We start from the raw sequence: 25215 nt of genomic DNA, 5'->3' as shown, positions 1-25215 counted from the left end.
TCAGCGCGTGATCTCGCGCACTGTCCCCCGCTCCAGTCGCAGGCGACGGTCCGCGCGACGCGCGACCGCAGAGTCGTGCGTCACGACCACGAGTGTGAGCCCTTCGGCGTTCAGAGTCTCCAGCACTGCGAGGATCTCGTCGCGCATGCTCTCATCGAGGTTGCCGGTCGGCTCGTCCGCCAGCAGCACGCGGGGTCGCTTGACGATCGCCCGCGCGATCGCCACGCGCTGCTGCTGACCGCCGGACAGCTCCCCGGGGCGGTGGTCCCCGCGGTCGGCGAGTCCGACGTGGCTGAGCGCCTCGCTGACCCGGGCGGCGCGCTCCGCCTTCGGCAGGCCCATCGGCTCGAGCGCCATGTCGACGTTCTCGTGCGCGGTGAGGGTGGGGATCAGGTTGAACCCCTGGAAGACGAAACCGATCTCTGCGGCGCGGATGCGTCCGAGCTGAGCGTTCGACGCGCTCGCGATGTCGGTGTCGCCCAGCAAGACGACGCCCGCCGACGGCCGGTCCAGCGCCCCGAGCAGCTGCAGCAGGGTGGACTTGCCGCCTCCGGTGGGCCCCTGGATGGCGACGAACTCGCCGGCGCGGATCTCGAGGTCGACGCCGGTCAGCGCCTGGACGACGCGGCCCTTCTGCGCGTAGCTGCGGGCGACACCGGAGAGCCGGTACATCGGCGCCGCCGGCGGTGCACCGTCGAGGAGCTGCGGCGTCGAGGTCGCGGGGTGGGTGGGATCGATGATGGTCATGTCGTGTTCTCCTATCGTGCGGGGATGGGCGGGCGCGGCCGCGGAGCGGTCCAGCGGATTCATCAGGCGACCGAGCGCAGGGCTTCGGCCGGGCTCAGCCGGGCCGCACGCCAGCCGCCGAAGGCGCCGGCGATGAGACCGCCCGCGACCGCGAGGCCGACCGCGGCCACGACGACCCAGATGCTCAGCGGTGCGTGGAGGACGACATCCGCCGTCTGCTGCGCGATCGCTGCCGCGCCGCCGAAGCCGCCGCCGGGTCCGCCCTGGCCCGGGCCRCCCTGGGTCACGGTCGGCGCGGACGAGATCGTCGGAGAGACCAGGTTGATCACCCAGATCCCCGTCAGCCCCACGATGAGCCCGACGACACCGCCGATCAGCCCCTGGATCATGGACTCGCCTGCGACCTGACCCACGACGCGGCCGTTCGACCAGCCGATCGCCTTGAGGGTGCCGAACTCTCGGGTGCGTCGAGAGACGCCCGAGATCGTGAACAGCACCGCGAGCACGACGGCCACCGCGAGCACGATCAGTGAAAGCCAGGTGCCGAGGTTCGTGATGAGCGACGAGGCGCTGGAGAGCGACCCGGAGACCGTCGAGGCGAGGTCGGACTGCGAGCTGACCGTGGCATCGGGGAGCGCGGCCTCGATGTCGGCCTGCACTGTCGCGATCTGATCGGCGGACTCGGCCTGCACATAGACCGTCGAGACCACATCGCCGACCCCGGAGAGGGTCTGGGCGACATCCAGCGGGATGTAGACGTTCGCCGCGGTGTCTGCCGAGCTGGACGTCGAGGTGACGATCCCGACGACCTCCATCGCGGTTCCTCCGACGTCGACCGTGTCGCCGACGGCGAGGTCCGCGGTCGAGGCGTACGTGGCGTCGAGGACCGCGACATTCGCTCCGGCGTCGTCGGAGGTCAGCGTTCGGCCATCGCTCACGGTGACCGCGGACAGGGGTCCCACGGCGGAGGCGGACGGATCGATGCCGAGCACGGTGAACGCGTCGACGTCGAACGAGCCGCCGCCGAAGCCGCCCTGCGGGCCGCCTTGAGCGCCCTGATCGCCCTGAGCGGGCTGACCGTCGGTGCTATCAGTGGGCCGCTGCGGGAGCTCGCCCGAGAAGGTCGTGTTCGTCAGACTGAGAGCGCCGGATGCCGCGGCCACGCCGTCCACACCGGCCACCGTGTCGACGGTCGAGGCGTCGAGGGTGCCGCGCATGCGGTCGGCGAAGAGGCGGAACTGGCTGAGCGAGGTCGTGCCGTCGTCCGCGGTCTCGCCGCCGTCCTCGCCGAAGTCGAACTGCCTGCCTCCGCCGTCGGAACCGGGCTCGGCCATCGCGCCGGTCACGGTGAGGTCGGTGCCGACCCCGTAGACCGACTCGAGCGCCTGTGCCTGCGCGTCGCGCACTCCGGCCGACAGGGCGTTGACGATGATGACGAGGGCGATCGCGATGGCGAGTCCCGCCGCGACGATGATCGTCTGCTTCTTGCGGCCGGCGAGTTCGCGCCGCAGATACGTCCAGTACATGGATCTCCTTCCGGCGGGCGGTGGGCCTGCCGTCGTCGACGAGGCTAGGAAGCGGTTCGATGCGCATCTTCAGGGCCGCCTATGAATGGGCGATGAGGCACGAGGCATCCGTCTGACGATTCACAGATGACGCATAGCGCGCTCCATAGCAAGTCCATAGGAACGGGTCCAAGATGAGGTCATGACCGTGACTTCCCCCACCCACGCCTTGACCCGTCCGGACGGCTCGCCGCTGCGTGTGCTGGTCGTCGACGACGAGCAGATGCTCACCGATCTGCTCTCGATGGCCCTCCGCATGGAGGGCTGGGATGTCCGGGCCGCGGCATCCGGATTCCAGGCGCTGCAGTCGGCGCGCGACTTCGATCCGGACGTCATGGTGCTCGACATCATGATGCCCGACCTCGACGGCATGGCCGTGCTGCACCGGCTCCGCCAGTCCGGCAACGACGTGCCGGTACTGTTCCTGACCGCGAAGGACTCCGTGGGCGACCGCGTCGCCGGCCTCACCGCCGGCGGCGACGACTACGTGACCAAGCCGTTCAGCCTCGAAGAGGTGGTCGCTCGCCTCCGCGGGCTGATGCGCCGGGCCGGCACCGCGATGGCTGCCGAGGCCGAGCCGATCCTGCGCGTCGGCGACCTCTCGCTCAACGAGGACAGCCACGAGGTCGAGCGCGCCGGCGACCAGATCGAACTCACCGCGACCGAGTTCGAGCTGCTGCGCTACCTCATGCGCAACCAGCGCCGCGTGGTCTCGAAGACCCAGATCCTCGACCGAGTGTGGAACTACGACTTCGGCGGGCGCTCCAGTGTCGTCGAGCTGTACATCTCGTACCTCCGCAAGAAGATCGACCAGGGTCGCGAACCGCTCATCCACACCGTGCGCGGCGTCGGCTACATGATCAAAACACCCCAGTGAGCGACGGCACCATGAGCACCGCAACGCGCCGGGCGTGGAGCCTGCAGGCGCGGTTGATGGTCACGATCATCGGCATCGTGGCGCTCATCGTCGTCGGCATCGCCGTCGCGATCAGCGCCTTCCTCGGGCAGATCCTGCAGGACAACCTCACCGCCAAGGTCAGCGAGCGGGCCCAGGAGACCGCTCAGGTGCTGCTGAGCCTGCAGGGACACCCGTCGACCGCGGGCCGCACGGTCACGGCATACGACGTGCTCAGCGCGGGGCGCCAGGAGCCCGGCGTCATGCTCGTCCTGAGTTCAGGCAGCGGCCTCACCAACGGCGCGGTGGTCGGCTCGGACGGCACCGTCGAGGAGCTCACCGCGGAGCAGGTCTCCGACGTGGTGGGCGACGTGACGCACCCGGGCTCCAGCTCGATCTCGGTCGACGGCATCGGCGAGTACCGGGTCTACGCGTACCAGCTGCAGAATTACGTCGCGATCGTCGGTATGCCGCTCAGCGAGGTCCAGTCCACGATCGCGAAGATCTTCGCGGCGGTGCTCGGGATCTCGGCAGTCGGCCTGCTGGTGCTCGCGATCGCGATCGCCCTCATCGTCCGCGCCGGGCTGCGACCGCTGCGCGCCGTCGCCGAGACGGCGACGAGGGTCGCGAACGTGCCGATGGCCGCCGGTGCGGTCTCGATCACCGAGCGCGTTCCGGATGCCGAGGCCGACCCCCGCACGGAGATCGGGCGGGTCGGCCATGCCCTCAACACCCTCCTCGACCATGTGGACGCGTCACTGGACGCCCGCCAGCACAATGAGGAGCGGATGCGGCGGTTCGTCGCCGACGCCAGCCATGAGCTGCGCACGCCTCTCGCCTCGATCCGCGGCTACTCGGAGCTGTCGCTGCGCGGCCTRCGAATGGCCCGCGACGCGGAGGGCATCTCGGATGACGCGGCCCCTGTCGCCGAGGATCCGACCGAGCAGTCGCTGGAGCGCATCCAGGCGCAGTCGCTGCGCATGACGACGCTGGTCGAAGACCTGCTGCTGCTCGCCCGCCTGGACGAAGGGCAGGAACTCGTCTACGGCACCGTGGATCTCACCCGCCTGGCGATCGAGGCGGTGGGCGACGCCCAGCCGGCCGGCCCCGACCACGCCTGGGTGCTCGACGTCGGCGAAGTGCCCGTCGTCATCGCGGGCGACGCGGGCCGGCTGCATCAGGTGGCCGCGAACCTCCTGGCCAACGCGTCCACCCACACGCCGGCCGGCACCACGGTCACAGTGAGCGTCGAGCGCGACGGCACCGATGCCCTCCTGCGCGTGCGCGACGACGGCCCCGGCATCGATCCGGCCGTGCGCGACGAGCTGTTCGAGCGCTTCTCGCGGGCCGACCGCTCACGTGCCCGAAAGACCGGCGGCACCGGCCTCGGTCTCTCGATCGCCCGGGCCATCGTCGACGCGCACTCCGGGTCGATCTCGGTGAGCAGCGAGCCCGGCGACACGGTCTTCGAAGTGCGCCTCCCCGCCCGCCCGGCGGACCCTCCGGCGGCGCCGGGTCAGTAGCCCGAGAAGGCGTCGGTCGTGATCGACCGCGCCTTTTCGAGCGCGGGGGCGAGCTCCGCGATGAGCCCGGACGGGCCCGAGATGTAGGCGTGGCGGGCGGCGATGTCCGGCACGACCCGCAGCAGGCCCTCCGCATCTAGTCGCACGCCGCGCGCCCACAGCCAGTGCCGAGGCAGGTCGGCGGGCTGATCCCGCGTGAAGACGATCACCGGGACTCCGGATGCCTCGATCTCATCGCGGAACGCCAGTTCCGAGGCATCCGACGCGACGTAGACCAGCACGATGTCGCGGTCCTCCCCGGTGAGACGCAGGTGGCGCAGCTGCGACACGAACGGGGTGACACCGATGCCGGCGGCGACCATGAGGATGGGGTTCGTCGTCTTGGCGGGGAGGAGGAAGTCGCCCCACACCCCGGTGACACCGAGGTCCGTGCCGGCGGTGACCTCCGCCAGCGCGCGCTTGAACGAGCTGAGCGGCTTCGTCGCCGACCCGGCCGATTCGCGGAAGGCGACCGTGACGAGCGGGAGATCCTCGGGCGCCGAGGCGATGCTGAACTCGCGGCGGGTGCCGCGCGCATCCGGGTGGTGATGCGGGAGCTCGAGCTCAAGGTACTGACCGGGGACGAAGGAGAGCTTCCGGCGGGTGCGGAAGGTGAGCTGGCGCACGGTGGGCGTCAGCGCGGTGCGGTCCTGCAGCGTGAGCTTCACCGCGATCCGCAGCGACAGCGCGAACGCCACGGCGTTGCCGATCAGCAGCGCCCGCTCCTGCCCGAGACTGATCGGCCCGAGGTCGATCGGCCAGCCCGCGAAGAAGCCGACGACGCCCGCGACGATGAACTGCTGCCAGCGCCGCGGCGGCAGGGTAAGCGGCTCGGAGAGCATGAACGCGCCGAGGAACAGGAACGGCGACGACCACAGGATCTGCCAGAAGAGCGTGAGGGTCTCGATCTCGACCCCGGCAGCCTGATACTGCGCAGACGTGCGGATCAGGGCGACCGCGACCGCGACCACCAGGAACACGCCGATGACACGGAGCTTCTCGGTGCGCCACAGCACGAGGAAGCCCAGCACGATCACGGGTCCCGCCATGACCGGCGTGCCGACCCACCACGACGACGTCCCGAGCGCGGGCACCCAGATCGCCACGACGGTGAGCACGGTCGCGCCGACGGCGGCAGGGTTGAAGATGTGCCGCCCCTGCCACGCGAGGACGTACTTGGAGAGGGATGCCGCGCCCGCGGCGAGCACGATCCCCGCGAGGGCCGCCGGGTCGAGGGTGGGGCGCAGCACGAACAGCAGAATGTGCGCGGTGATGAGCGAGGACTCCAGCCGCCATGGCAGCTTCAGCATCGCCTGGGCCGCGGCATCCACCGCGATGCACACCCCCGTCAGCACCGCGAGCGTGACGACGAGCTCGAGCCACGTGGGTGCGACCAGCCCGAAGAACGAGCTCGCGAACGCGAAGACGGCGAGGCACGCCAGGGAGAGCACCACGAGGCGGTACATCGACAGGCGGCCGAGCAGGTCGAGGCCGCGCGCGGACGCGGCAGTGAGAGAGCTGGTCACCCGAACAACTCTGCCGTACTCCCGGGCGACCACTCGACGCGGCCGTCCGTTGTCATCCGCACCCACTCCACGCCCCACGCGTGAGCGAGCGCCGGTCCGCCCTCGAAGAACAGCGCTGTCGCGATCGCGTCGGCGTGCATCGCCGTGGCGGCGACCGCCCAGGTCGCGGCGATCGTCCGCACCGGAACGCCGGTGCGCGCGTCCAGCACGTGATGCAGGCCCTCGCCCCACGCACGCCGGTTGGTCGCCGACGCGCAGAGCGCGGCATCCGTCAGCTCGATGACGCCGATCGCGCGGCGCGGATCGTACGGATGCTCGAGCCCGATGCGCTGTGCGGGTCCGCGGACGGCGAGGTCGCCGCCCGCGTCGACGGTCACGGTGCCGTCGGTCACGGCGGAGACCGCGGCCATGACGAGATCGACGAGGCGGCCCTTGCCGAGCGCCCCGACGTCGATGAGGGCGGGTTCGGACAGCGTCAGGCGGTCAGCGGTCCAGGTCAGCAGCCGCTGCCACTGGTCCGGCGCAGCCTGCGGGCCGCGATCGACGAAGGAGTAGCGGCGGTCGTAGCCGCGGTGCTCGAGCGCGGCGCCGATGAGCGGGTTGACCGCACCGTCGGTGGCGCGGGAGAGGTCGGCGAACGCGTCGAGCATGATCGCGGCGTCCGCCGGCGCGGGCACCTCACCGCCGTGCCGCGCGAGCCGGGAGACGACCGAGTCATCGCGGAAGCGTGACCACTCCGCGTCGAAGCCCCCGATGAGGCGGGTGACCTCGGTGCGGAGTGCGGCGCCGAGCGCGGCATCCGTCTCGATCTCCCACACCGTGCCGATCGCGTCGAAACGCCACCGCGCGCGGTCATCGGCACCGGGCACGGTCAACCCGCCGCGTCGTCCTTGATCGTCTCGATCGCGGCGTTGAACCCGCTGCTCGTGAGCGAGGAGCCGGCCACGCGACTCACCGAGATCTCGTCGATGTCCTTCCCGACGACCTCCTCGGAGATGCCGCCGATGAACTTGCCCTGGTAGACCTTCGACTCCGGCTTGGAGGGATTGCCGGTGACCTCGACCGCGGTGATGATGTCGCTCTCCAGCGTCACGGTGACCGTGATGGTCTCCACCGATTCCGGCGTCGAGTAGGTGCCATCAGCCGTGTAGGTGCCGTCCTCGTAGGCCGGCGCCGAGGTGTCCGAGCCGCCCTGTGCCGCGTCCCCAGTCGAGGGGGCATCGGCGGCGCAGCCGGCGAGCGACAGAAGCCCGATGATCCCCGCTCCGGCGGTGATCGTGGCTCGGGTGGCGACGGTGCGCGGGTTCATCTGGGCTCTCCTCGGTACAGGGGGGTGCAGGTGCTCACTCCACGCTAGAGGGCGCGGGAAGCCGGATCGGCCGGTTCCGCCTATGAATCGGTTATGAGCGTCACCGCCGGAAGAGCGCCTTGAGCCCTTCGACGACGAAGAAGATGACGACCGACAGGACGAGTGGGAGCACCCACGAGATGAGGGCGAGCGGCTGCGACTCGAACAGCGTGTTCATCACCGGGACGTAGGTGAACAGCGCCTGCAGCACGAGCAGCGCGCCCGCGGACAGCCAGACCGTCCGGTTGCCGCGGAGCACCTCGAGCGTGATGGACGAACGGGACATGAAGCGGCAGTTCAGCAGGTACGCCATCTGGCCGAGGGCGAGCATCAGCACGGCTTCGGTCCGCGCATAGTTCACGTCGACGCCGGTCGCGGCGACCGAGTAGAACACGCCCATCGCGGCACCGCCGATGACGAACGAGACGAGCAGCACGAACGCGAGTTCGCGGCCGTCGATGATGGAGCCGCCGGACTTGCGGGGCGGCCGGGACATGATGCCGCGCTCCGCGGGCTCGTAGGCCAGCGCGAGGGAGAGGGTGATGGCGGTCACCATGTTGACCCACAGCACCTGCACCGAGGTGAGCGGCAGGGTCAGCCCGAACAGGACGGCGATGAGGATGACGAGGGACTGCGCCCCGTTMGTCGGCAGCAAGAAGATGACCGACTTGCGCAGGTTGTCGTAGATCCGGCGCCCCTCCGCGATCGCGCTGCGGATCGTGGCGAAGTTGTCGTCGGCGAGGACGACCTCAGCGGCCTCCTTCGTGGCCTCAGTGCCCTTGATGCCCATCGCGATGCCGACGTTGGCCCGCGTCAGTGCCGGGGCATCGTTGACGCCGTCGCCGGTCATGGCGACGACCTCGTCGTGGGACTGCAGCGCGCGGACGATGCGGATCTTGTGCTCCGGGCTCGTGCGCGCGTACACGTCGACGTCGCGCACGACCTCCTTGAGCTGCTCCTGGCTGAGCGCCTCGAGCTCCGGGCCGGTGAGGACGCGCACGTGATCGCCGCTCACGAGTCCCATCTCGCGACCGATCGCGAGGGCCGTGCCGGCGTGGTCGCCGGTGATCATCTTGACGCTGATCCCCGCGGCGTGGCAGTCCGCGATCGCGGCGATGGCCTCGGGCCGGGGCGGATCGACGATGCCCCAGACTCCCAGGAACTCGAGGTCCCGGAGGTCGTCCGCCGTCACGCCGTCCACCGTCGCCCCGACCGCGCGGCGGGCGGCCGCCAGCACCCGCAGTCCCTGCGCGCTGAGCTCGTCGATGACGCCATCCCACCGGGCGACGTCGAGCGGCTCTGGACCGCTCGCACCGCGCTGCGCGATCGAGCGCTCCAGCAGCCGGTCGGGTGCGCCCTTGACGAGGATCGCCCTGGAACCCTCGGCGCCGCCGTTGAGCGTCGCCATGAACTTGTTCGCCGAATCGAAGGGCAGCACGGCGAGCCGGCCGCTCCCGGCGCCGTCGACGCCGCCCTTCATCGCGACCACCTTGAGCGCACCCTCGGTGGGCTCGCCGACGAGCGCCCAACCGGTGGTTCCTGAGCCGGTCGCTGGGTCGGGCACGATGTGCGCGTCGTTGCAGAGCGTCGCGACCGCGAGGATCGCCGAGAGGTCGCCGCCCGCGACCGCGCCGTCCAGCGGCTGGATCGCGCCGTCGGGCTGATAGCCGAGCCCGGTGACGTCGTACGTCGCGACCGGCGTCACGATGCGCCGCACCGTCATCTCGTTCTTGGTGAGCGTGCCCGTCTTGTCGGAGCAGACGGTCGTCACCGACCCGAGCGTCTCGACGGCGGGGAGTTTGCGCGTGATGGCGTTCTGGCGGGCCATCTGCTGCACGCCGAGCGCGAGCGTGATCGTCACGAGCGCCGGCAGGCCCTCGGGGATCGCCGCGACCGCGAAGCCGATCGTGGCGGAGATCAGGTCGTCGAAGGGCATCTGGTGCAGGAACTTGCCGATCAGCAGCATGAAGGCCGCCATCGCCAGGATGACGATCGTCAGGATGCGCCCGAAGTCGTCGAGCTGCCGGGTGAGCGGCGTCTGGAGCGACCCCGCCTCGTCGGAGAGGCTCTGGATCTTGCCGATCTCGGTGCCGACGCCGGTGCCGGTGACCAGGCCCCGCCCCTGCCCGGCCGAGACGATCGTGCCGGAGAAGGCCATCGATGTGCGGTCGCCCACCCCGGCGTCGACCGGAGCCGGCTCGGTGGTCTTCGACGAGGGCACCGACTCGCCGGTGAGCGCCGATTCGTCGACGCGGAGCTGGAACGCCTCCAGCAGCCGGACATCGGCGGGCACCTTGTCGCCGGGCATCAGCCGGACCACGTCGCCGGGCACGAGTTCGGCCGCCGGGACGGTGACCCATCCACCGTCGCGCCGCGCGCTCGCCTCCGCCGAGAGCATGCCCCGGATGCCCGCCAGCGCCTTCTCGGCGCGACCCTCCTGGATGAAGCCGATGGCGGAGTTGATGATCGCGACGGCCATGATGACCCAGAAGTCGAGCCAGTCCCCCATCAGCGCCTTGATGACCGCGGCGGCCAGCAGGATGTAGATGAGGGTGTCGTTGAAGTGCGCGAGGAACCGCAGGATCGCGGGCTTCTGCTTCGGCGCGGGCAGCTCGTTGCGGCCGATCAGCGTGAGCCGGTTGGCCGCGTCCGCGGTCGTCAGTCCGCCACGGTCAGTGGCAAGCGACTCGACCACCTCATCGATCTCGAGCGCGAACGGCCGAGCGACGACGAGTTCGGCTTCTGTCTGCGGTGTCGGCATCGGAACCCCTTCGTGCACCGTCCGGCGGGTGCACTGTCAGGCTATGCCACAGCGATTCCGGTGGGGTCAGGCGGCGCCGTCGAACATGCTGGTGACCGAGCCGTCCTCGAAGACTTCGCGGATCGCACGCGCCAGCAGCGGCGCGATCGGGAGGATCGTCAGGGTCGGGAAGCGCTTGACTTCGGGGATCGGGACGGTGTCGGTCACGACCACTTCGTCGATCGCCTCGCTCTGCAGTCGCTCGACGGCGGGGTGCGAGAAGATCGCGTGCGTGGCCGCGACGATCACGCGTTCTGCGCCGCTGGCCTTGAGTGCTTCGGCGGCCTTCACAATCGTGCCGCCGGTGTCGATCATGTCGTCCACCAGCAGGCACACCCGGCCATCGACCTGACCGACGATTTCGTTGACCGTGACCTGGTTCGCGACATTCGGATCACGGCGCTTGTGGATGATGGCAAGGGGCGCACCGAGGCTGTCCGACCAGGTGTCCGCGACACGCACGCGACCGGTGTCGGGCGAGACCACCGTGAGCTTGGCGCGGTCCTCCGCGCTGAGCGTCCGCTCGAAGTACTCCAGCAGCACCGGCTTGGCGAACAGGTGATCCACCGGACCGTCGAAGAAGCCCTGGATCTGGGCCGCGTGGAGGTCGACGCTCATCACCCGGTCCGCGCCGGCGGTCTTGAGCAGATCCGCGACGAGTCGTGCGCTGATCGGCTCACGGCCGCGGCTCTTCTTGTCCTGGCGGGAGTACGGGTAGTACGGGGCGACCACGGTGATCCGCTTCGCCGACGCGCGCTTCGCGGCGTCCAGCATGATGAGCGTCTCCATGAGCCACTCGTTCACCGGCGGACCGAAGCTCTGGATGAGGAAGAAGTCGCACCCGCGGATCGACACCTCGAACCGGGTCAGGATTTCTCCGGAGGCGAAGGTGCGGTACTCGGTCGGCACGAGCTGGGTGCCGAGCGACGACGCGACATCCGCAGCGAGAGTGGGGTGCGAGCGGCCTTCGGCGACGACGAGACGCTTCTTGGTCTTGGCCACCAGCCCGGGGGCGATGTCGTGCTCGCGGTCCAGATCAACCGTCTTGTTCTTGCGCGCCATCGTCCGCCTTCTGTGCGGACCGAGCCCGGGCAGCGACCTCGGCCGCGCCGGTCCCCGGTCTTCTGGTCTCGACCCACCCCTCGACATTGCGCTGAGGAGCGACGCTGTACGCCAGTGCGCCGGCAGGAACATCCTTGCGGATGATCGCCCCGGCCCCGGTTTTCGCGCCATCTCCGATCCTAACGGGAGCGATGAAGACGTTGTGCGACCCGGCATGCACCTCATCGCCGATCTCGGTGCGGTGCTTGGTGAGATCGTCGTAGTTCGCGGTGATGGCGCCGGCGCCGAGGTTGACCCCGATGCCGATGGTGGTGTCGCCGATGTACGAAAGGTGCGGCACCTTGCTGCGCGCCCCGATCGTGGAGTTCTTCGTCTCGACGAACGTGCCGATCTTGCCGTTCACGCCCAGCACTGTGCCTGGGCGGAGGTAGGCGAACGGGCCCACGCTGGCGCCGGCGCCGATGAYGGCGAGGGTCGCATCGGTGCGGGTGACGGTGGCGTCCTCCCCCACCTCGCAGTCGACGAGGCTCGTGTCCGGTCCGACGGTGGCGCCGGTCTCCACGACGGTGGCGCGCAGGATGTGCGTGTTGGGCAGCACCGTGACGTCGGGCGCGAGCGTGGCGGTCACATCGATCCAGGTCGTCGCAGGATCGAGGATCGTCGCTCCCGCGAGCTGCCACCGCCGGACGGTGCGGGCATTCAGCAGGCGGGCGGCCTCGGCCAGCTGCACCCGGTCGTTGACGCCCAGGGCGGTCGCGGCATCCGGAGCACTCGACGCCGCCACGGTCAGCCGCGCGTCGCGCAGGAGCGCCACGACGTCGGTGAGGTACCGCTCGCCCTGCGCGTTGGCCGTGCCCACGAGCGCGATGTGCGTGCGCAGCGCGGGCGCCTGGAAGACGTAGACCCCCGCATTGATCTCGGAGACGGATGCCTCGTCCGCCGTCGCATCCTTCTGCTCCACGATGCGCTGCACCGCGCCGTCGGCGTCGCGGATGACGCGGCCGTAGCCGGTGGCATCGGCGACATCGGCGCTGAGCACGGTGGCCGCGGCCGCGCCGGCGCGGTGGGCCGMCACGAGGCCGGCCAGGGTGTCGCCTTCGAGCAGCGGCACGTCGCCGCTCAGCACGAGCACGTCGCCGTCGAAGCCGGCGAGCGCGGCGAGGGCGAGCTCGACGGCCCGCCCGGTGCCGGGGACGTCGTCCTGGTCGACCACGATCGCGGTCGGCGCCGAGTCCAGCACGGCCGCGGCGACCAGGTCGCGCTCGTGGCGCACCACCACGACGACGCGCGCGGGCGAGAGCGAGTAGGCGGTGTCGAGCACATGCCCGACCAGCGGCCGGCCGCCGATGCCGTGCAGCACCTTCGGCAGGGCGGACTTCATCCGGGTGCCCTGACCCGCGGCCAGGACGATGACGGCGAGCTGCGGGTCTGCGGCGATCTCTGACATGCTCCGCCGCCAGGATTCGAACCTGGGCCTAACAGCTCCAAAGGCTGTCGTGCTGCCGTTACACCACGGCGGACCGCTGCGTCCGAACGAATCGGGCGCCGCGCATCAAGTCTGCCATGTGCGGGCCGGACGACCGTGGCGCCGGGGTTCGCCGTGCCCCCGCCGCCACGGGTGGATCAGCCCGTGACGGCTCCGGGTAGAGTCAGCGCTCGTGGGGACCAGTACCGGCAGGAAGAAGCCGACCATCCGCGATGTCGCGGCCGAGGCGGGAGTCTCGCACGGCACGGTGTCCCGCGTGCTCAACGGCGGCCACTGGGTCTCCCCCGCGGCCCGAGAGGCCGTCGAGGAGGCGATCCACCGCACCGGCTACACGACGAACCACGCCGCGCGGAGCCTCGCGACCGGGCGCTCCGGATCCCTCGCGTTCCTGCTCACCGAGAGCCAGCATCTCCTCTTCGAGGATCCGACGTTCGCCCTGCTCCTCCGCGGAGCCGCCGAGGCCCTCACGTCGCGCTCGATGACCCTCGTGCTGCTGGTCGCCGGCACCCCGACGGAACGGGCCGGCGTCGAGCAGTATGTGAAGGCGGGCCACGTCGATGGCGTGCTGCTGGTCTCCTCCCATGAATCCGACCCGCTGCTCGCCTCCCTCGTCGCGGCCGGGATCCCCACGGTCTGCTCGGGCGTCCCGCTCGGCGATCATGCGCACGTTCCCACCGTGTCGGTCGACGAGGAAGCTTCAGCGCGGGCGATGACGCGCTATCTGATCGAGAAGGACTACCGGCGCATCGCGATCATCACGGGTCCCGATGACACGCCCGGCGGTCGCTTCCGCCTCGTGGGATTTCAGGCCGAGATGGGCGACCGGTTCGATCCGGCGCTCGTCGAGCAGGTGGCCTACGAACGCGGCGCCGGCGCTGAGGCGATGACGAGACTGCTCGAGCGAGCGCCCGACATCGACGCCGTGTTCGCGGCATCCGACATCATCGCCGTGGGCGCCATGGCGGCCCTGCGCAAGGCGGGCAGGCGTATCCCCGAAGACGTCGCCGTCGCGGGCTTCGACGACTCCGGGCTCGCCGAGACCCAGGAGCCGCCGCTCACCACCATGCGCCAGCCGTGGGACCAGATCAGCGAGCGCATGGTCGACCTCCTCATCGACGCCATCGCCGGCCGGAAGCGGGAGTCGATCGCCCTGCCGACCACCCTCGTGGTCCGCGAGAGCGCCTGAGCGCCCCCGATAATGGGGTCATGACTCAGGAGGCCGACGAGGTCGATCGCATCGTCGAGGCGTGGACCGCGCAGCGCCCCGACCTCGACTTCTCGCCCCTCGAAGTGCTCTCCCGGGTCGACCGGCTGTCCCGCCACCTCGACCGCGCCCGCCGAGAGGCATTCCGCCGCAGTGAGCTCGAACCGTGGGAATGGGACGTGCTGTCGGCACTCCGCCGCGCCGGCGAACCGTTCCAGCTGAGCCCGAAGCAGCTCCTGCAGCAGACGCTCGTCTCGAGCGGGACCATGACCAACCGCATCGACCGGCTCGTCGCACGCGGGCTGGTGCGGCGGGAAGCCGACCCGGACGACGGGCGCAGCATCCTGGTCACCCTCACGCCGGATGGACGTACTCGAGTGGATGCCGCGATCACGCGGCTGGTCGACGCCGAGGCCGTGCTGCTCGCTGCGCTGACGCGCGGCGATCGCGAGCGCCTCGCGGGCCTGCTGCGCAAGCTCAGCCTCGGATTCGACGCCTGACCAGGCCAGCCCGGCGGATCAGCCGAGCAGCTCGCTGAGCTCGAACCAGCGCGCCTCGGCGGCTTCGCGATCGCTCTCGAGGCCCCCGATGCGAGCCATCTCGGCGGCGATGCCGACGTAGTCCCCCTGATCGTGATCGGCCAGCCCGGCGCGTCCGGCGAGGATCTGGGTCTCCAGCTTCGCCAGGCGTCGTTCCAGCGCGGCGAGCTCCTTCTGCGCGGTGCGCAGCTCGGCGCCGGCGAGCGCAGGCGCTGCCGTCGGGGACGCGGTCGGCGCGCTCGCCCCCGCGGCGGGCGCGTCCTGCTCGCGCTTGCGGAGTCGCAGGTATTCGTCCACCCCGCCGGGCAGGTGACGGAGGCGCCCGGAGAGGATCGCGTACTGCTGGTCGGTGACGCGCTCCAGGAAGTAGCGGTCGTGCGAGACGACGATGAGGGTGCCCGGCCATGAGTCGAGCAGGTCTTCCATCGCGGCGAGCATGTCGGTGTCGAGGTCGTTGGTCGGCTCATCGAGGATCAGCACGTTGGGCTGCTCGAGCAGGATCAGCAGCAGCTGGAGCCGCCGCTTCTGCCCGCCGGAGAGGTCCTTGACGGGCGTGGACAGCTGCGCGCTGGCGAAGCCCATCCGCTCCAGGAGCTGCCCAGGGGTGAGCTCCTGCGACTTCGATCCCGACCCGAACTCGTAGGTCGTGCGCAGGCGCGAGATCACGACCCTGACCGGATCGTTCAGGTGCTCTTCGAGCTCGTCGAGGCGCTGCGTGAGCGTGGCGACCTGGACGGTCTTGCCGCGCTTGACGCGGCCCGCCGTCGGCTCCACGTCGCCGGATACGAGCCCCAGCAGGGTGGACTTGCCCGCGCCGTTCACCCCGAGGATGCCGGTCCGCTCGCCCGGCGCGATGCGCCACTCCACGGCATGCAGGACCTCTTTCGGGGTCCCTGAGCCTGTCGAAGGGTAAGACACGGACGCGTCGAGCAGGTCGACGACGTCCTTGCCGAGCCGCGAGACCGCGAGCGACTGCAGTGCGAGCTTGTCGCGGATCTCCGGCTCATCGGCGATGAGCTCGTTCGCGGCGTCGATGCGGAACTTCGGCTTCGAGGTGCGGGCCGGGGCGCCGCGCCGCAGCCAGGCGAGCTCCTTGCGGGCGAGGTTCTGTCGTCGCGCCTCGATGACGGTGGACTGCCGGTCGCGCTCGACGCGCTGCAGGATGTACGCGGCGTAGCCGCCGTCGAAGGGCTCGACGATGCGGTCGTGCACCTCCCACGTCTTGGTGCAGACCTCATCGAGGAACCACCGGTCGTGGGTGACGACGAGCAGGGCGCCGGATGTCGCGGCCCAGCGCCGCTTCAGATGCTCGGCGAGCCACGCGATGGCCTCGACATCGAGGTGGTTCGTGGGCTCGTCGAGGAAGAGCACGTCATCGTCGCCGGAGAGGAGCGCGGCGAGGGCAACGCGCCGCCGCTGGCCGCCGGAGAGGCTCCCGATCTCGGCATCCCAYGGGATGTCGGCGAGCAGGCCGGCGATGACGTCGCGCGTACGAGCGTCGCCCGCCCACTCGTGCTCGGAGCGCGTGCCGACCACGGCACCGCTTACAGTGAGGGCGTCGTCGAGCGTGTCGGCCTGGTCGAGCACGCCGACCCGCACGCCGCCGCGGTAGGTCACGCGGCCCGCGTCGGGTTCGAATCTGCGCGCGAGCATCGCCATCAGGCTCGACTTGCCGTCGCCGTTGCGGCCGACGATGCCGATGCGGTCGCCCTCGTCGACGCCCAGCGAAACGCCGTCGAAGACGACCTTGGTGGGGAATTCCAGGTGCAGGGCTTCGGCCCCGAGAAGATGTGCCATGTCCCTCCCAGGCTAGGCGAGCCGGCTGGGTGCCCGCGCCAGGATGGGATCAGTACCAGATGCTGAGGCGCGGCGCGGCGTGCCAGCCGAACACGCGAGCGGCGGCCGAGGCATCCGTCGTCTGCAGTCGACCGGCTGCGGCGAGCGTCGCGAGCGACACCCCGCCGAGGTAGACGGCCGAGAGCTCTTCGACTCCGAGCGCCACCGTCACCGCGCCGGCCGGTGCCTCCGGCGCGTCCCACGCGGTGACCTCGCCCCGACCTGCCTCGTCGACCGTCAGCAGCCACCGGCCCGCAGCGAAGCCGAGCGAGTCCGAGACCTCGAGGGCGAGCACGCCGGCCGCGCCGAACGTGCGCGCCTCGAGCGCTGTCGGCACATCGAGGATCCGCACGTACTGGTGGTCGGCGATCATCACGGTCGCGGCCCGCTGGTCGGAGATCATCCAGCGCAGCGGCTCGTCGACCGAGCGCTCATGCGCCCGCACCTCGCCGACCAGGTCGAGTTCGACGAAGAATCGCCAGAGCGCCGCGTAGGCATCGTCGGTCTCCGCGAGCAGGTAGGAGACGGTGACGGTGGACTTGGTGAAGTCCTTCTCGTTCTCGCGCACCGAGTACAGCGCGACCCCGCGCACTTCGCCGTCCTCATCGGCGTACTGGATCGCACGCGTCTTGCCGGGTTCCTTAGCGTCGGGCCGGGTGCCCGCGAAGACGTCCCAGAGCGCCGCCGGCACATCGATCTCGCCCGCGACGGTGAGTCGTCCCCGCTCGTGCAGCGGCGCGATGAGCGCACGGGCACGCTCCCGGGGCACGAAGTCGACCCGCCCGCCGGGCCGCGGCCCGATCCAGACCGCCCGCTTGACATCGATGTGCCACGACGCGCTCGCCGCCGCCGGCGCGAACCCGTAGCGGCCGTAGAGCTGCGACTCGCTCACCGTGAGCATGGCGAGCGGGATGCCGGCGGCCGCCGCGGTGCGCAGCTCGCCCTCGAGCATCGCCCGGGCGATCCCGCGCCGTCGATGCGTCGGGGCGACCGTCACGGCGGAGATGGCGCAGGACGGGATGCCGCGACCGCCCGGCACCGTCAGCTCGCCGATCCACGACGCGATCGAGGCGACCGGCGCGGCGGGCATCGGCGCGGCGGGATCGAAGATGCCCGTCATGCGCCGATGGCCGCTCCGCTCCCGGCTCGCCGCCACCTCCGCCTCGGAGCGCTCGCCGTCGAGGAACCCGCGCGCCACGATCTGGTACCAGTTCGCGTACCCCTCCGGGTCTTCGAACGACACCAGTCGCGGCTCCAGCCCCGTCGCCGCGAGCCGTTGCCGGGACTCCTCGTCGAGGGGCTCCGTCAGGAACGCCGTGGAATCGACCTTCGTGTGCATCGATCTCTCCTCTCGATCAGCCGATCGCACGCGCCCCGGGCACCGGCCCGTGCACGTGCAGCGCGTGGAGGCCCGCGGCCGCGAGCGTGACCTGCAGTTCGAGGGCGGCCTCCGGCCCCTCGGTCAGGAAGGCGAGCGTCGGTCCCGACCCGGACACCATCCCCGCCAGCGCGCCGGACCGCTCCCCGAGCTCCAGCGCATCGCGGAGGACCGGTCGCAGCGCCAGGGCGGCCGGCTGAAGGTCGTTGCGCACGTGCTCGGCGAGAGCGTGCGGGTCGCCCGCGCGCAGCGCGTGCAGCACCCCCGGGTCGACCTCGGGCGTCGCCCGATGCGGCTCGATGTCGGGCGCGGAGCGGGTGCGCAGCTCGTCGAGCCGGCCGTACACCTCCGGAGTGGACAGCCCCTCGCCGGCGAAGACGCTGATCACCCAGTCGAAGCGTCCAGTCGCGAGGGCGGGGCTCAGCTGGTCGCCGCGTCCGGTGCCCACGGCGGTGCCGCCGAGCACCGCGAACGGCACGTCCGCGCCGAGCCGCGAGGCGAGGCGGAGCATCTCGGCCTGGCCGACCTCGGTGCCCCACAGCAGGTCGCACGCGACGAGGGCGGCCGCAGCATCCGCTGACCCTCCGCCCATCCCCCCGGCCACCGGCACATGCTTGACGATCTCGAGGTGCACGCCGCCGTCGTAGCCCGCGCGCTGGGCGAGCATGCGCGCCGCGCGCAGGGCGAGGTTGCGGTCGTCGCTCGGMACACCGTCGATGTCGACGCTGCCGCTGACCGAGATCGAGAAGTCCCGGGCCGGTTCTGCCCAGACGTCCTCGTACAGCGACACCGCCTGATACGCCGAGGCGACGTCGTGATAGCCGTCGTCCTGCACACCCCCGACCTCGAAGAAGAGGTTGATCTTTCCGGGCGCCCGGACATGGACGCGATCGGCGGCGGCGAAGTCGCTCACAGCTCGGCCGACTGCGCCCAGATGTTGACGTCGATGCCATCCGAGAGCGCGTCGATCTGCTCGAGCTCCTCGGTCGTGAAGGCGGGTCCGGACAGCGCCGCCAGGTTCTCGTCGAGCTGCGTGGTCGAGGATGCCCCGATCAGCGCGGAGGTGACCACCGGGTCGCGCAGCACCCACTGGATGGCGAGCTGGGCGAGCGTCTGCCCTCGGCCCTTCGCGACGACGTCGAGTCCGCGCAGGTGCGCGAGGCCCGTCTCGGACACGGTCTGCTGCGGCAGCGAAGAGCGCTGCTGCGCGCGCTGGGCGGTGCCGTCCCCGAGATACTTCCCAGTCAGCAGGCCCTGGGCGAGCGGCGTGAACGCGATGGCGCCCATCCCCTCCTGCTTCAGCACTGCGGTGAGGCCGTCTTCGACCCAGCGGTTGAGGATCGAGTACGAGGGCTGGTGGATCACGAGCGGCGTCCCGAGGCTCCGCGCGACCGCGGCGGCCACCGCCGTGCGCTCGGCGCTGTACGACGAGATCCCGACGTAGCGCGCCTTGCCCTGCCGCACGAGGGTGTCGAGCGCCCCGATGGTCTCCTCGATCGGAGTCACCGCGTCGACGCGGTGCGAGTAGAAGATGTCGACGTAGTCCAGGCTCATCCGCGTCAGCGACTGCTCGGCACTCGCGAGGATGTACTTGCGCGAACCCAGGTCGCCGTACGGGCCCGGCCACATGTCGTAGCCCGCCTTCGACGAGACGATGAGCTCATCGCGGTAGCGCGCGAAGTCCTCGCGCATCATCCGCCCGAAGTTCGTCTCCGCGGCGCCGTAGGGCGGGCCGTAGTTGTTGGCGAGATCGAAGTGCGTGATCCCGCGGTCGAACGCGTGCCGCAGCACCTCGCGCTGACGGTCGAACGGGATGTTGTCGCCGAAGTTCCACCACAGCCCGAGCGAGATCGGGGGCAGGTAGAGACCGGACGCTCCGACCTGACGGTAGTCCGTCGCCGCGTAGCGGTCGGCAGCCGCCGAATAGGGGCGGTGGAGGTCTTTGACGTCAAGGCGGAAGCGGGATGCGTCGGTCACGCCACCAGGCTATCGGCGGGCGCCCMCCGCGCGCAGGGCCGATTGCGCCAGTGGCACGCCGTGAATCCGGTGTCAAGGGGCAGGCCCGGGAAATGCTCCGGAAACACTCCGTCCATAGTGTGAGGAGCACACCGGGATCCCGACGCAGCGCGATCCGCAAAGGAGGCTTTCCATTTCGAAACTCACGGCACTGCCGCGGCAGCAGAACTCCTGGTCCGGCCTCGTCGAACGAGGCGACATCGCGCTGGACGGCGGCATCCTGCACCTCGTCCATGACACCGTCTCCCCCGAGGAGGCGCGCATCGCCGACCTCCTGCTCGTCGCGGACGCTCTCGCGGAGGCAGGAGTCGCGACTCTGCTGATCCGGCATGATCGCCGGGTTCCCGCGCTGGTCGCGAGCATCGCGGACCGGGATGCCGCGACCGCTGCGCTGGCCGAGCTCGGCACCCACGAGCCCCTGTACGTCAAAGCGCGCAACCGCCCGGCGCAGCTGGCCGTCGAGGCGGATCCGATCCCCACGACTCCGAGCGCACTGCGGGTGTTCCGCCCGCGCGTCGCCGGGAGCGCACGGGTGCGGTACGGCTCGCCGACCGCCGCGCGGCTCGAGTTCTGGCACTTCGGCGACGACGTCGTAGAAGCGCCGAACGACAACGCCCTCACCCGACGCAGCACTGCGACGGACGACCTGACCTTCACCGAAGTGGAGCGCTACGGACGGACGTGGCGCACGATCTCCGGGATGTTCGACGCGCAGCCGGACGAGTTCACCCATGACGTCGATGTCGTCTTCTCGTGGGTTGATGGCTCGGCGAGCGAGTTCCAGCGCCAACGCGCCGCGCAGATGGCCGAGTACGTCGTCGGCGCCGGCGATGACGGTCCGGCGCGCTACCGCCATGTCGACGAGCTTCGCTATGCACTCCGCAGCGTGCACATGTACGCCCCGTGGGTGCGTCGCATCTTCATCGCCACCGATTCACCGGTGCCGACGTGGCTGGTGGAGCACCCCAAAGTCACCATCGTGCGCAGCGAGGAGTTCTTCGCCGATCCCTCGGTGCTGCCGACGCACAACTCGCACGCCATCGAGGCGCAGCTGCACCGCATCCCCGGGCTCGCCGAGCACTTCATCTACTCCAACGACGACATGTTCTTCGGCCGCCTCGTCGAGCCGGAGCTCTTCTTCACCGCTGCCGGGGTGTCGAAGTTCGTCGAGTGCGAGGTGCGCATCGGCGCCGGCGCCCCCGCGTCGGCGCGCAGCGGACATGACAACGGGCTTCGCGTCAACCGCGACCTGCTGCGCCGCCGGTTCGGCCGGACGATCGTCCGCGACCTGGAGCACTGCGCGACGCCGCTCCGGCGCAGCGTCATGACCGAGCTCKAGCAGACCTTCCCGGACGATTTCGCCCGGACCGCGGCATCCCGATTCCGCTCCGCCACCGACGTGTCGGTCACCAACAGCCTGTACCACTACTACGCGCTGATGACGGGACGAGCGGTCACCACGAAGCGACCAAGGGTGCGCTACGTGCAGACGACCCTCACCGATTCGCTGCGCCGCATGGAGCGGCTGGCGGACCGGACCGACATCGACATGTTCTGCCTCAACGACGGCGGACCGGCGCAGATTCCCGAAGAGGTGCGCGTGCATGCGCTGCGCACGTCGCTCGAGCGGATGTTCCCGGTACGCGCGCCGTGGGAGCGGGACGAAATCAGCGAAGCACGCCGATCGGCTCAGTCGGCGCATCCGTCCGCGCGGCGCTGAGCGGGGCGATCCCGGCGTCGGAGATGCGCCGGCGGGCCTCCGCGGGATCGATGAATTCGAGCGTGCGCGGCGCATCCACGGGGACGACCGAGTGCACGATCGTCTGGTCGTAGACGTGCACGAGGTTGAAAGCCTGCGCGCCGTCCTGCGGCCGGGTGCCGCCGACCGGCACGGTGAGGTCCTGCGCGTAGCAGGTCGATGAGGCGACCGACACCGGGATGCCGGCGAAGGTGGCGAACGTCGAGTAGTGCAGGTGGCCGGCGATGATCGACCGCACATCGGTGCCGCGGAGCACGTCGGCGAGACGCGCCTGATCGCGCAGCTCGACCGTCGATGCCAGGGGAAGCACGCTCGGAACCGGCGGGTGGTGCATCGCGAGGATCGTGCCGAGCGGCGCAGGAGTCGCCAGCACGCCGGCGAGCCAGGCGAGCTGCTCCTCGCGCAGTTCGCCGTGATGCAGGCCGGGAACCGTCGAGTCCAGAGTGATCAGCCGCAGCCCGTCGAGTTCGTCGACCCGGTCGACGGGGCGCATCGGGTCGGTGAAGTGCTCGTCGAGCAGGCGCGAGCGGAAGCCCGCGCGGTCGTCGTGGTTGCCCATGACCCAGAACACCCGGGTGCCGAGGCGGGCCGCGAAGGGCTCGACGATCGCCCGCAGCTCGCGGTAGGCATCACCCTCACCGAGGTCGACGAGGTCGCCGGTGAACACGATCCCGTCCGGCGAGATGCCGGATGCCTCAATCGCACCGAGCGCCTTGCGCAGCTGCGCCGTCGCATCAACGAGGTCGAACAGCCGCGATCCCGCCGCGCGCAGGTGAGTGTCGCTCAGGTGCAGCAACACACGCTCCGGTGCCGCATATTCGGCTTGACGCATGCGCTCGTCCCTCTCGTCGACGTGGTGATGCTGCTCACGCCACGATGACCGAGCCCGCCAAATGTTACAGGCATGTTTCGTGAACACCCGGAGAACAAGCCGGGAACGTGTAACCCTGCGTCACGCCGGAGTGCGCGCGATTCGCACGAAATCCTCGATGGAGAGCTCTTCGCCGCGGGCGGTGGGGGCGACGCCGGCGCGTTCGAGAAGGTCGGATGCCGCGGCCGACGTGCCGCCCAGGACAGCGGACAGCGCCTGCCGGAGCATCTTGCGACGCTGCTGGAACGCGGCATCCACGATCTGGAATGTTCGCAGGCGCTCCGCCTCGGTGCCGCGCGGTAGCTGATCGCGCTCGAAGGCGACGAGCACGCTGTCGACGTTGGGGACGGGCCAGAACACCTGCCTCGAGACGGTGCCGGCAAGGCGCCATGGGCCGTACCAGGCGGCCTTGACGCTGGGGGCGCCATAGATCTTGGATCCTGGTGGCGCGGCGAGCCGCTCCCCCACCTCGGCCTGCACCATGACGACGCCGCGCTCGAGGTGCGGGAAGGTCTCCAGAAAGTGCAGCAGCACCGGGACGCTCACGTTGTACGGCAGGTTCGCGACGAGGACGGTCGGCTCACCAGGAAGCTCGGTGATCCTCAGTGCGTCGGCGTCGATGACGGTGAGCGCGCCATCCTCAACCCCGTGCTTCGCCGCGGTCTCGGGAAGACGCTCGGCGAGCCGGTGGTCGATCTCGACGGCGGTGACGGATGCCCCGGACTCAAGGATCGCGAGCGTCAGGGAGCCGAGTCCAGGCCCCACCTCGACGACGTGTTCGCCCGCCGCGACCCGCGCGACGTGCACGATCTTGCGCACCGAGTTGGCGTCGACGACGAAGTTCTGGCCGAGCTTCTTGGTGGGCGTCACGTCGAGTTCGGCGGCGAGGGCGCGGATCTCGCCGGCGCCGAGCAGGGTAACGGGCATGGGTCCACAGTAGCCAGGCGGGCTGCTAGGTCGCGGCGCGGCCGCCTTCCCTGGGCCTCTTCGCGCCGCACGCGATACTGGGGCGATGGACGCGGAACGTGGGAAGGATGCCGGGTTCCGGCGTTTCTGGGGCGCGAACACGCTCAGCGCGTTCGGCACGACGGCGACCGCCGTGGCCCTGCCCGTCCTCGTGGTCGACGGGCTGGGCGCCGACCCTGTGCAGGTCGGGATCGTCAATGCTGCCCAGTTCGTCCCATACGCCGTCCTGGGACTCGTCGCCGGGGTGTACGTCGACCGGTGGCGTCGCCGCCCGACCCTGGTGGTGGCGAGTCTCGGTCGTGCGCTCAGTCTCGGCATGATCGCGGTGCTGTGGTGGCTTCACGTTCCCGCGGTGTGGAATCTCGTCGCGCTGCTGCTGCTGTTCGGCTCGTTCGCGGTGTTCGGCTTTGCCGCGTCTCAGTCGCTTCTGCCGCGGTTGGTGGCTCGCGATGGACTGCTTCGCGCGAACGCGAGACTGGACCAGGGCGAGGCCGCCGCCCAGACGGTCGGCCCGACGCTCGCCGGTTTGCTCGTCCGGTGGGTCGGTGCACCGTTCGCCCTGCTGATCGACGCGTTCACGTATCTCGTCGATGCCGTGCTCGTCGCCGGCATCCGCGTGGAGGAGACTCCCACGCGCACCCGCGGGCACGTGCTGCGGGACATCAGGGAAGGGCTGACGGCGACCTACCGGCATCCGATTCTCCTGCCGCTCGCGCTCTCGACGCACGTCTGGTTCGTCGCGAACGCCGCGTCGCTGACGATCCTGTCGCTGCTCGCACTGCGCACGCTCGATCTCGGCGCGGCGCTGTTCGGGCTTCTCCTGTCCACCATCGGCGCCGCAGCCCTCGTCGGAGCGTCGCTGGCTGAGCGGCTGGGCCACCGTTTCGGGCAGGGCGCGACAATCGCCGGGGCGCGTGTGATCTATCCCGTCGCCTGGGTGGCCGTCGCGTTTGTTCCTTCGGTGGGGGGCGCAGGCGGGATCGTTCTCCTGTTCGTCGCGCTTGCGGTGGGAGGTCTCGCGGCGGGCCTGGAGAACGCGAACGAGATGAGCTACCGGCAGCAGGCTGTGCCGGATCGGGTGCTCGGCCGTGTGAATGCGACCGGGAGGTCGGTGAATCGCACCGCGGCCGCGATCGGCGCCGTCGCGGGCGGGGTGCTCGCGTCGGCCGTGGGCGTGCCCGAATCGCTCTGGATCGTCGCCGCAGTCTTCGGTGTCGCGGCGGGGATCGCGGTGTTCTCGCCCGTGCGCTCGGCGAGGGCGTGACCTGGGGCGATTCCGTTACGCATTCGTTATCTTTGCATTGCGGAATTGGCTCGCATCTCCGTTCTAATGTCGGTGGTCGCTGGGACCATCGACTATGACATTCTTCACCGACCTTGCGCAGCACATCGAGGTGCTGCGCGACGCGCTGGGCGAAGACACTGCGGCCGACGCTCTCCCGGTGAAGATCAACGAGCTCGACGACGCGACCGTCGTGAGCCTGATCGGCGTCGCATCCCGGCTCATCCGCGCCGCCGAGAAGGTGCGGATCACGGCCTCCGGGGTCGTCGCCGCCCGCTCGACGCGAGATGCGGGCCATAACGGGCTTGCGCAGGTCCGCGGCCACCGCTCCCCCGTCGCGTTGATTCAAGACCTCACGGGCGCAACGCACGCC

General features: G+C 70.4%; 20 protein-coding genes, 1 tRNA gene and 1 pseudogene. 7 read left to right on the top strand and 15 right to left on the bottom strand.

Annotated features, from left to right (window positions below; translation table 11 throughout):
* Together ACXJ3V_RS17120 and ACXJ3V_RS17115 are read right to left on the bottom strand one after the other, a co-directional pair.
* Positions 1-747 carry an ABC transporter ATP-binding protein gene (locus ACXJ3V_RS17120; protein WP_457101545.1) on the bottom strand — a complete coding sequence of 249 codons (747 nt, stop codon included), beginning with the start codon at positions 745-747 and terminating at the stop codon, positions 1-3.
* A gap of 62 nt (positions 748-809) precedes the next feature.
* The gene (locus ACXJ3V_RS17115) at positions 810-2273 is read right to left on the bottom strand and encodes an ABC transporter permease (RefSeq protein WP_457101544.1); all 1464 of its coding nucleotides are present in this window, start codon (positions 2271-2273) and stop codon (positions 810-812) included.
* A 181-nt stretch (positions 2274-2454) separates the two neighbouring features.
* On the opposite strand from ACXJ3V_RS17115, the gene ACXJ3V_RS17110 reads away from it, so the two are divergent.
* Both ACXJ3V_RS17110 and ACXJ3V_RS17105 read left to right on the top strand, forming a co-directional pair.
* A complete protein-coding gene (locus ACXJ3V_RS17110; RefSeq protein WP_457101543.1) occupies positions 2455-3189 on the top strand; it encodes a response regulator transcription factor in 735 nt (244 codons plus the stop codon).
* Positions 3190-3200: 11 nt separating this feature from the next.
* Entirely contained in the window at positions 3201-4730 is a 1530-nt protein-coding gene (locus ACXJ3V_RS17105) for a sensor histidine kinase (RefSeq protein ID WP_457101542.1), read from the top strand.
* Here the strand turns inward: ACXJ3V_RS17105 and ACXJ3V_RS17100 are convergent.
* The 7 genes from ACXJ3V_RS17100 to ACXJ3V_RS17070 all read right to left on the bottom strand — a co-directional run bounded on the left by ACXJ3V_RS17100 (position 4724) and on the right by ACXJ3V_RS17070 (position 13025).
* Positions 4724-6295, bottom strand: coding sequence for an FAD-dependent oxidoreductase (locus ACXJ3V_RS17100; RefSeq protein WP_457101541.1), 1572 nt, complete (start codon positions 6293-6295; stop codon positions 4724-4726). The genes ACXJ3V_RS17105 and ACXJ3V_RS17100 overlap by 7 nt on opposite strands.
* Entirely contained in the window at positions 6292-7170 is an 879-nt protein-coding gene (locus tag ACXJ3V_RS17095) for an FAD:protein FMN transferase (RefSeq protein ID WP_457101540.1), read from the bottom strand. The genes ACXJ3V_RS17100 and ACXJ3V_RS17095 overlap by 4 nt, the downstream gene beginning before the upstream one ends.
* On the bottom strand, positions 7167-7604 hold the full coding sequence (locus ACXJ3V_RS17090) for an FMN-binding protein (protein WP_457101539.1): 438 nt from the start codon (positions 7602-7604) through the stop codon (positions 7167-7169). Before ACXJ3V_RS17090 ends, ACXJ3V_RS17095 begins: the two co-directional genes overlap by 4 nt.
* Before the next feature lie 100 nt (positions 7605-7704).
* Complete coding sequence (locus tag ACXJ3V_RS17085; protein WP_457101538.1) at positions 7705-10404, bottom strand: HAD-IC family P-type ATPase; 2700 nt, start codon at positions 10402-10404, stop codon at positions 7705-7707.
* A gap of 66 nt (positions 10405-10470) precedes the next feature.
* Positions 10471-11505: a ribose-phosphate diphosphokinase gene (locus ACXJ3V_RS17080; protein ID WP_457101537.1), complete on the bottom strand. Its 1035-nt coding sequence runs from the start codon at positions 11503-11505 to the stop codon at positions 10471-10473.
* Entirely contained in the window at positions 11480-12952 is a 1473-nt protein-coding gene (gene glmU / locus ACXJ3V_RS17075) for a bifunctional UDP-N-acetylglucosamine diphosphorylase/glucosamine-1-phosphate N-acetyltransferase GlmU (RefSeq protein WP_457101536.1), read from the bottom strand. The genes ACXJ3V_RS17080 and glmU overlap by 26 nt, the downstream gene beginning before the upstream one ends.
* A gap of 1 nt (position 12953) precedes the next feature.
* A tRNA-Gln gene (locus tag ACXJ3V_RS17070) sits at positions 12954-13025 on the bottom strand.
* 138 nt (positions 13026-13163) lie between these two features.
* On the opposite strand from ACXJ3V_RS17070, the gene ACXJ3V_RS17065 reads away from it, so the two are divergent.
* Together ACXJ3V_RS17065 and ACXJ3V_RS17060 are read left to right on the top strand one after the other, a co-directional pair.
* Positions 13164-14177 (top strand): LacI family DNA-binding transcriptional regulator, encoded by a 1014-nt coding sequence (locus ACXJ3V_RS17065; RefSeq protein WP_457101535.1) that lies wholly within the window; start codon positions 13164-13166, stop codon positions 14175-14177.
* Positions 14178-14197: 20 nt separating this feature from the next.
* On the top strand, positions 14198-14695 hold the full coding sequence (locus ACXJ3V_RS17060) for a MarR family winged helix-turn-helix transcriptional regulator (RefSeq protein WP_457101534.1): 498 nt from the start codon (positions 14198-14200) through the stop codon (positions 14693-14695).
* A gap of 18 nt (positions 14696-14713) precedes the next feature.
* Here ACXJ3V_RS17060 and ACXJ3V_RS17055 read toward each other — a convergent pair whose 3' ends face one another.
* From ACXJ3V_RS17055 to ACXJ3V_RS17040, 4 genes are read right to left on the bottom strand one after another with little or no spacing between them, the layout of a single operon-like run.
* Positions 14714-16531: an ABC-F family ATP-binding cassette domain-containing protein gene (locus ACXJ3V_RS17055; RefSeq protein ID WP_457101533.1), complete on the bottom strand. Its 1818-nt coding sequence runs from the start codon at positions 16529-16531 to the stop codon at positions 14714-14716.
* Between the two features lie 49 nt (positions 16532-16580).
* Entirely contained in the window at positions 16581-17909 is a 1329-nt protein-coding gene (locus ACXJ3V_RS17050; RefSeq protein ID WP_457101532.1) for a GNAT family N-acetyltransferase, read from the bottom strand.
* Positions 17910-17925: 16 nt separating this feature from the next.
* A complete protein-coding gene (locus ACXJ3V_RS17045) occupies positions 17926-18861 on the bottom strand; it encodes a 4-(cytidine 5'-diphospho)-2-C-methyl-D-erythritol kinase (RefSeq protein WP_457101531.1) in 936 nt (311 codons plus the stop codon).
* Positions 18858-19925, bottom strand: a complete 1068-nt coding sequence (locus ACXJ3V_RS17040) for an aldo/keto reductase (protein ID WP_457101530.1) — start codon at positions 19923-19925, stop codon at positions 18858-18860. The genes ACXJ3V_RS17045 and ACXJ3V_RS17040 overlap by 4 nt, the downstream gene beginning before the upstream one ends.
* A 538-nt stretch (positions 19926-20463) precedes the next feature.
* Between ACXJ3V_RS17040 and ACXJ3V_RS17035 the strand changes: the two genes are divergently transcribed.
* Positions 20464-21684 carry a stealth conserved region 3 domain-containing protein gene (locus tag ACXJ3V_RS17035; protein WP_457101529.1) on the top strand — a complete coding sequence of 407 codons (1221 nt, stop codon included), beginning with the start codon at positions 20464-20466 and terminating at the stop codon, positions 21682-21684.
* Here ACXJ3V_RS17035 and ACXJ3V_RS17030 read toward each other — a convergent pair.
* Together ACXJ3V_RS17030 and rsmA are read right to left on the bottom strand one after the other, a co-directional pair.
* A complete protein-coding gene (locus ACXJ3V_RS17030) occupies positions 21632-22555 on the bottom strand; it encodes a phosphodiesterase (protein ID WP_457101528.1) in 924 nt (307 codons plus the stop codon). The two genes, ACXJ3V_RS17035 and ACXJ3V_RS17030, sit on opposite strands and share 53 nt — an antisense overlap.
* Positions 22556-22675: 120 nt before the next feature.
* Positions 22676-23521 (bottom strand): 16S rRNA (adenine(1518)-N(6)/adenine(1519)-N(6))-dimethyltransferase RsmA, encoded by an 846-nt coding sequence (gene rsmA / locus ACXJ3V_RS17025; protein ID WP_457101527.1) that lies wholly within the window; start codon positions 23519-23521, stop codon positions 22676-22678.
* 85 nt (positions 23522-23606) lie between these two features.
* On the opposite strand from rsmA, the gene ACXJ3V_RS17020 reads away from it, so the two are divergent.
* Positions 23607-24824, top strand: coding sequence for an MFS transporter (locus ACXJ3V_RS17020; protein WP_457101526.1), 1218 nt, complete (start codon positions 23607-23609; stop codon positions 24822-24824).
* A 94-nt stretch (positions 24825-24918) separates the two neighbouring features.
* Positions 24919-25215, top strand: a pseudogene (locus ACXJ3V_RS17015) (HNH endonuclease signature motif containing protein); the annotation flags it as partial.

The sequence above is a fragment of the Microbacterium sp. P5_E9 genome, from assembly GCF_054049175.1.
The sequence above is the reverse complement of the archived record's forward strand: the minus strand, read 5'-3'. Positions and strand labels throughout refer to the sequence as shown.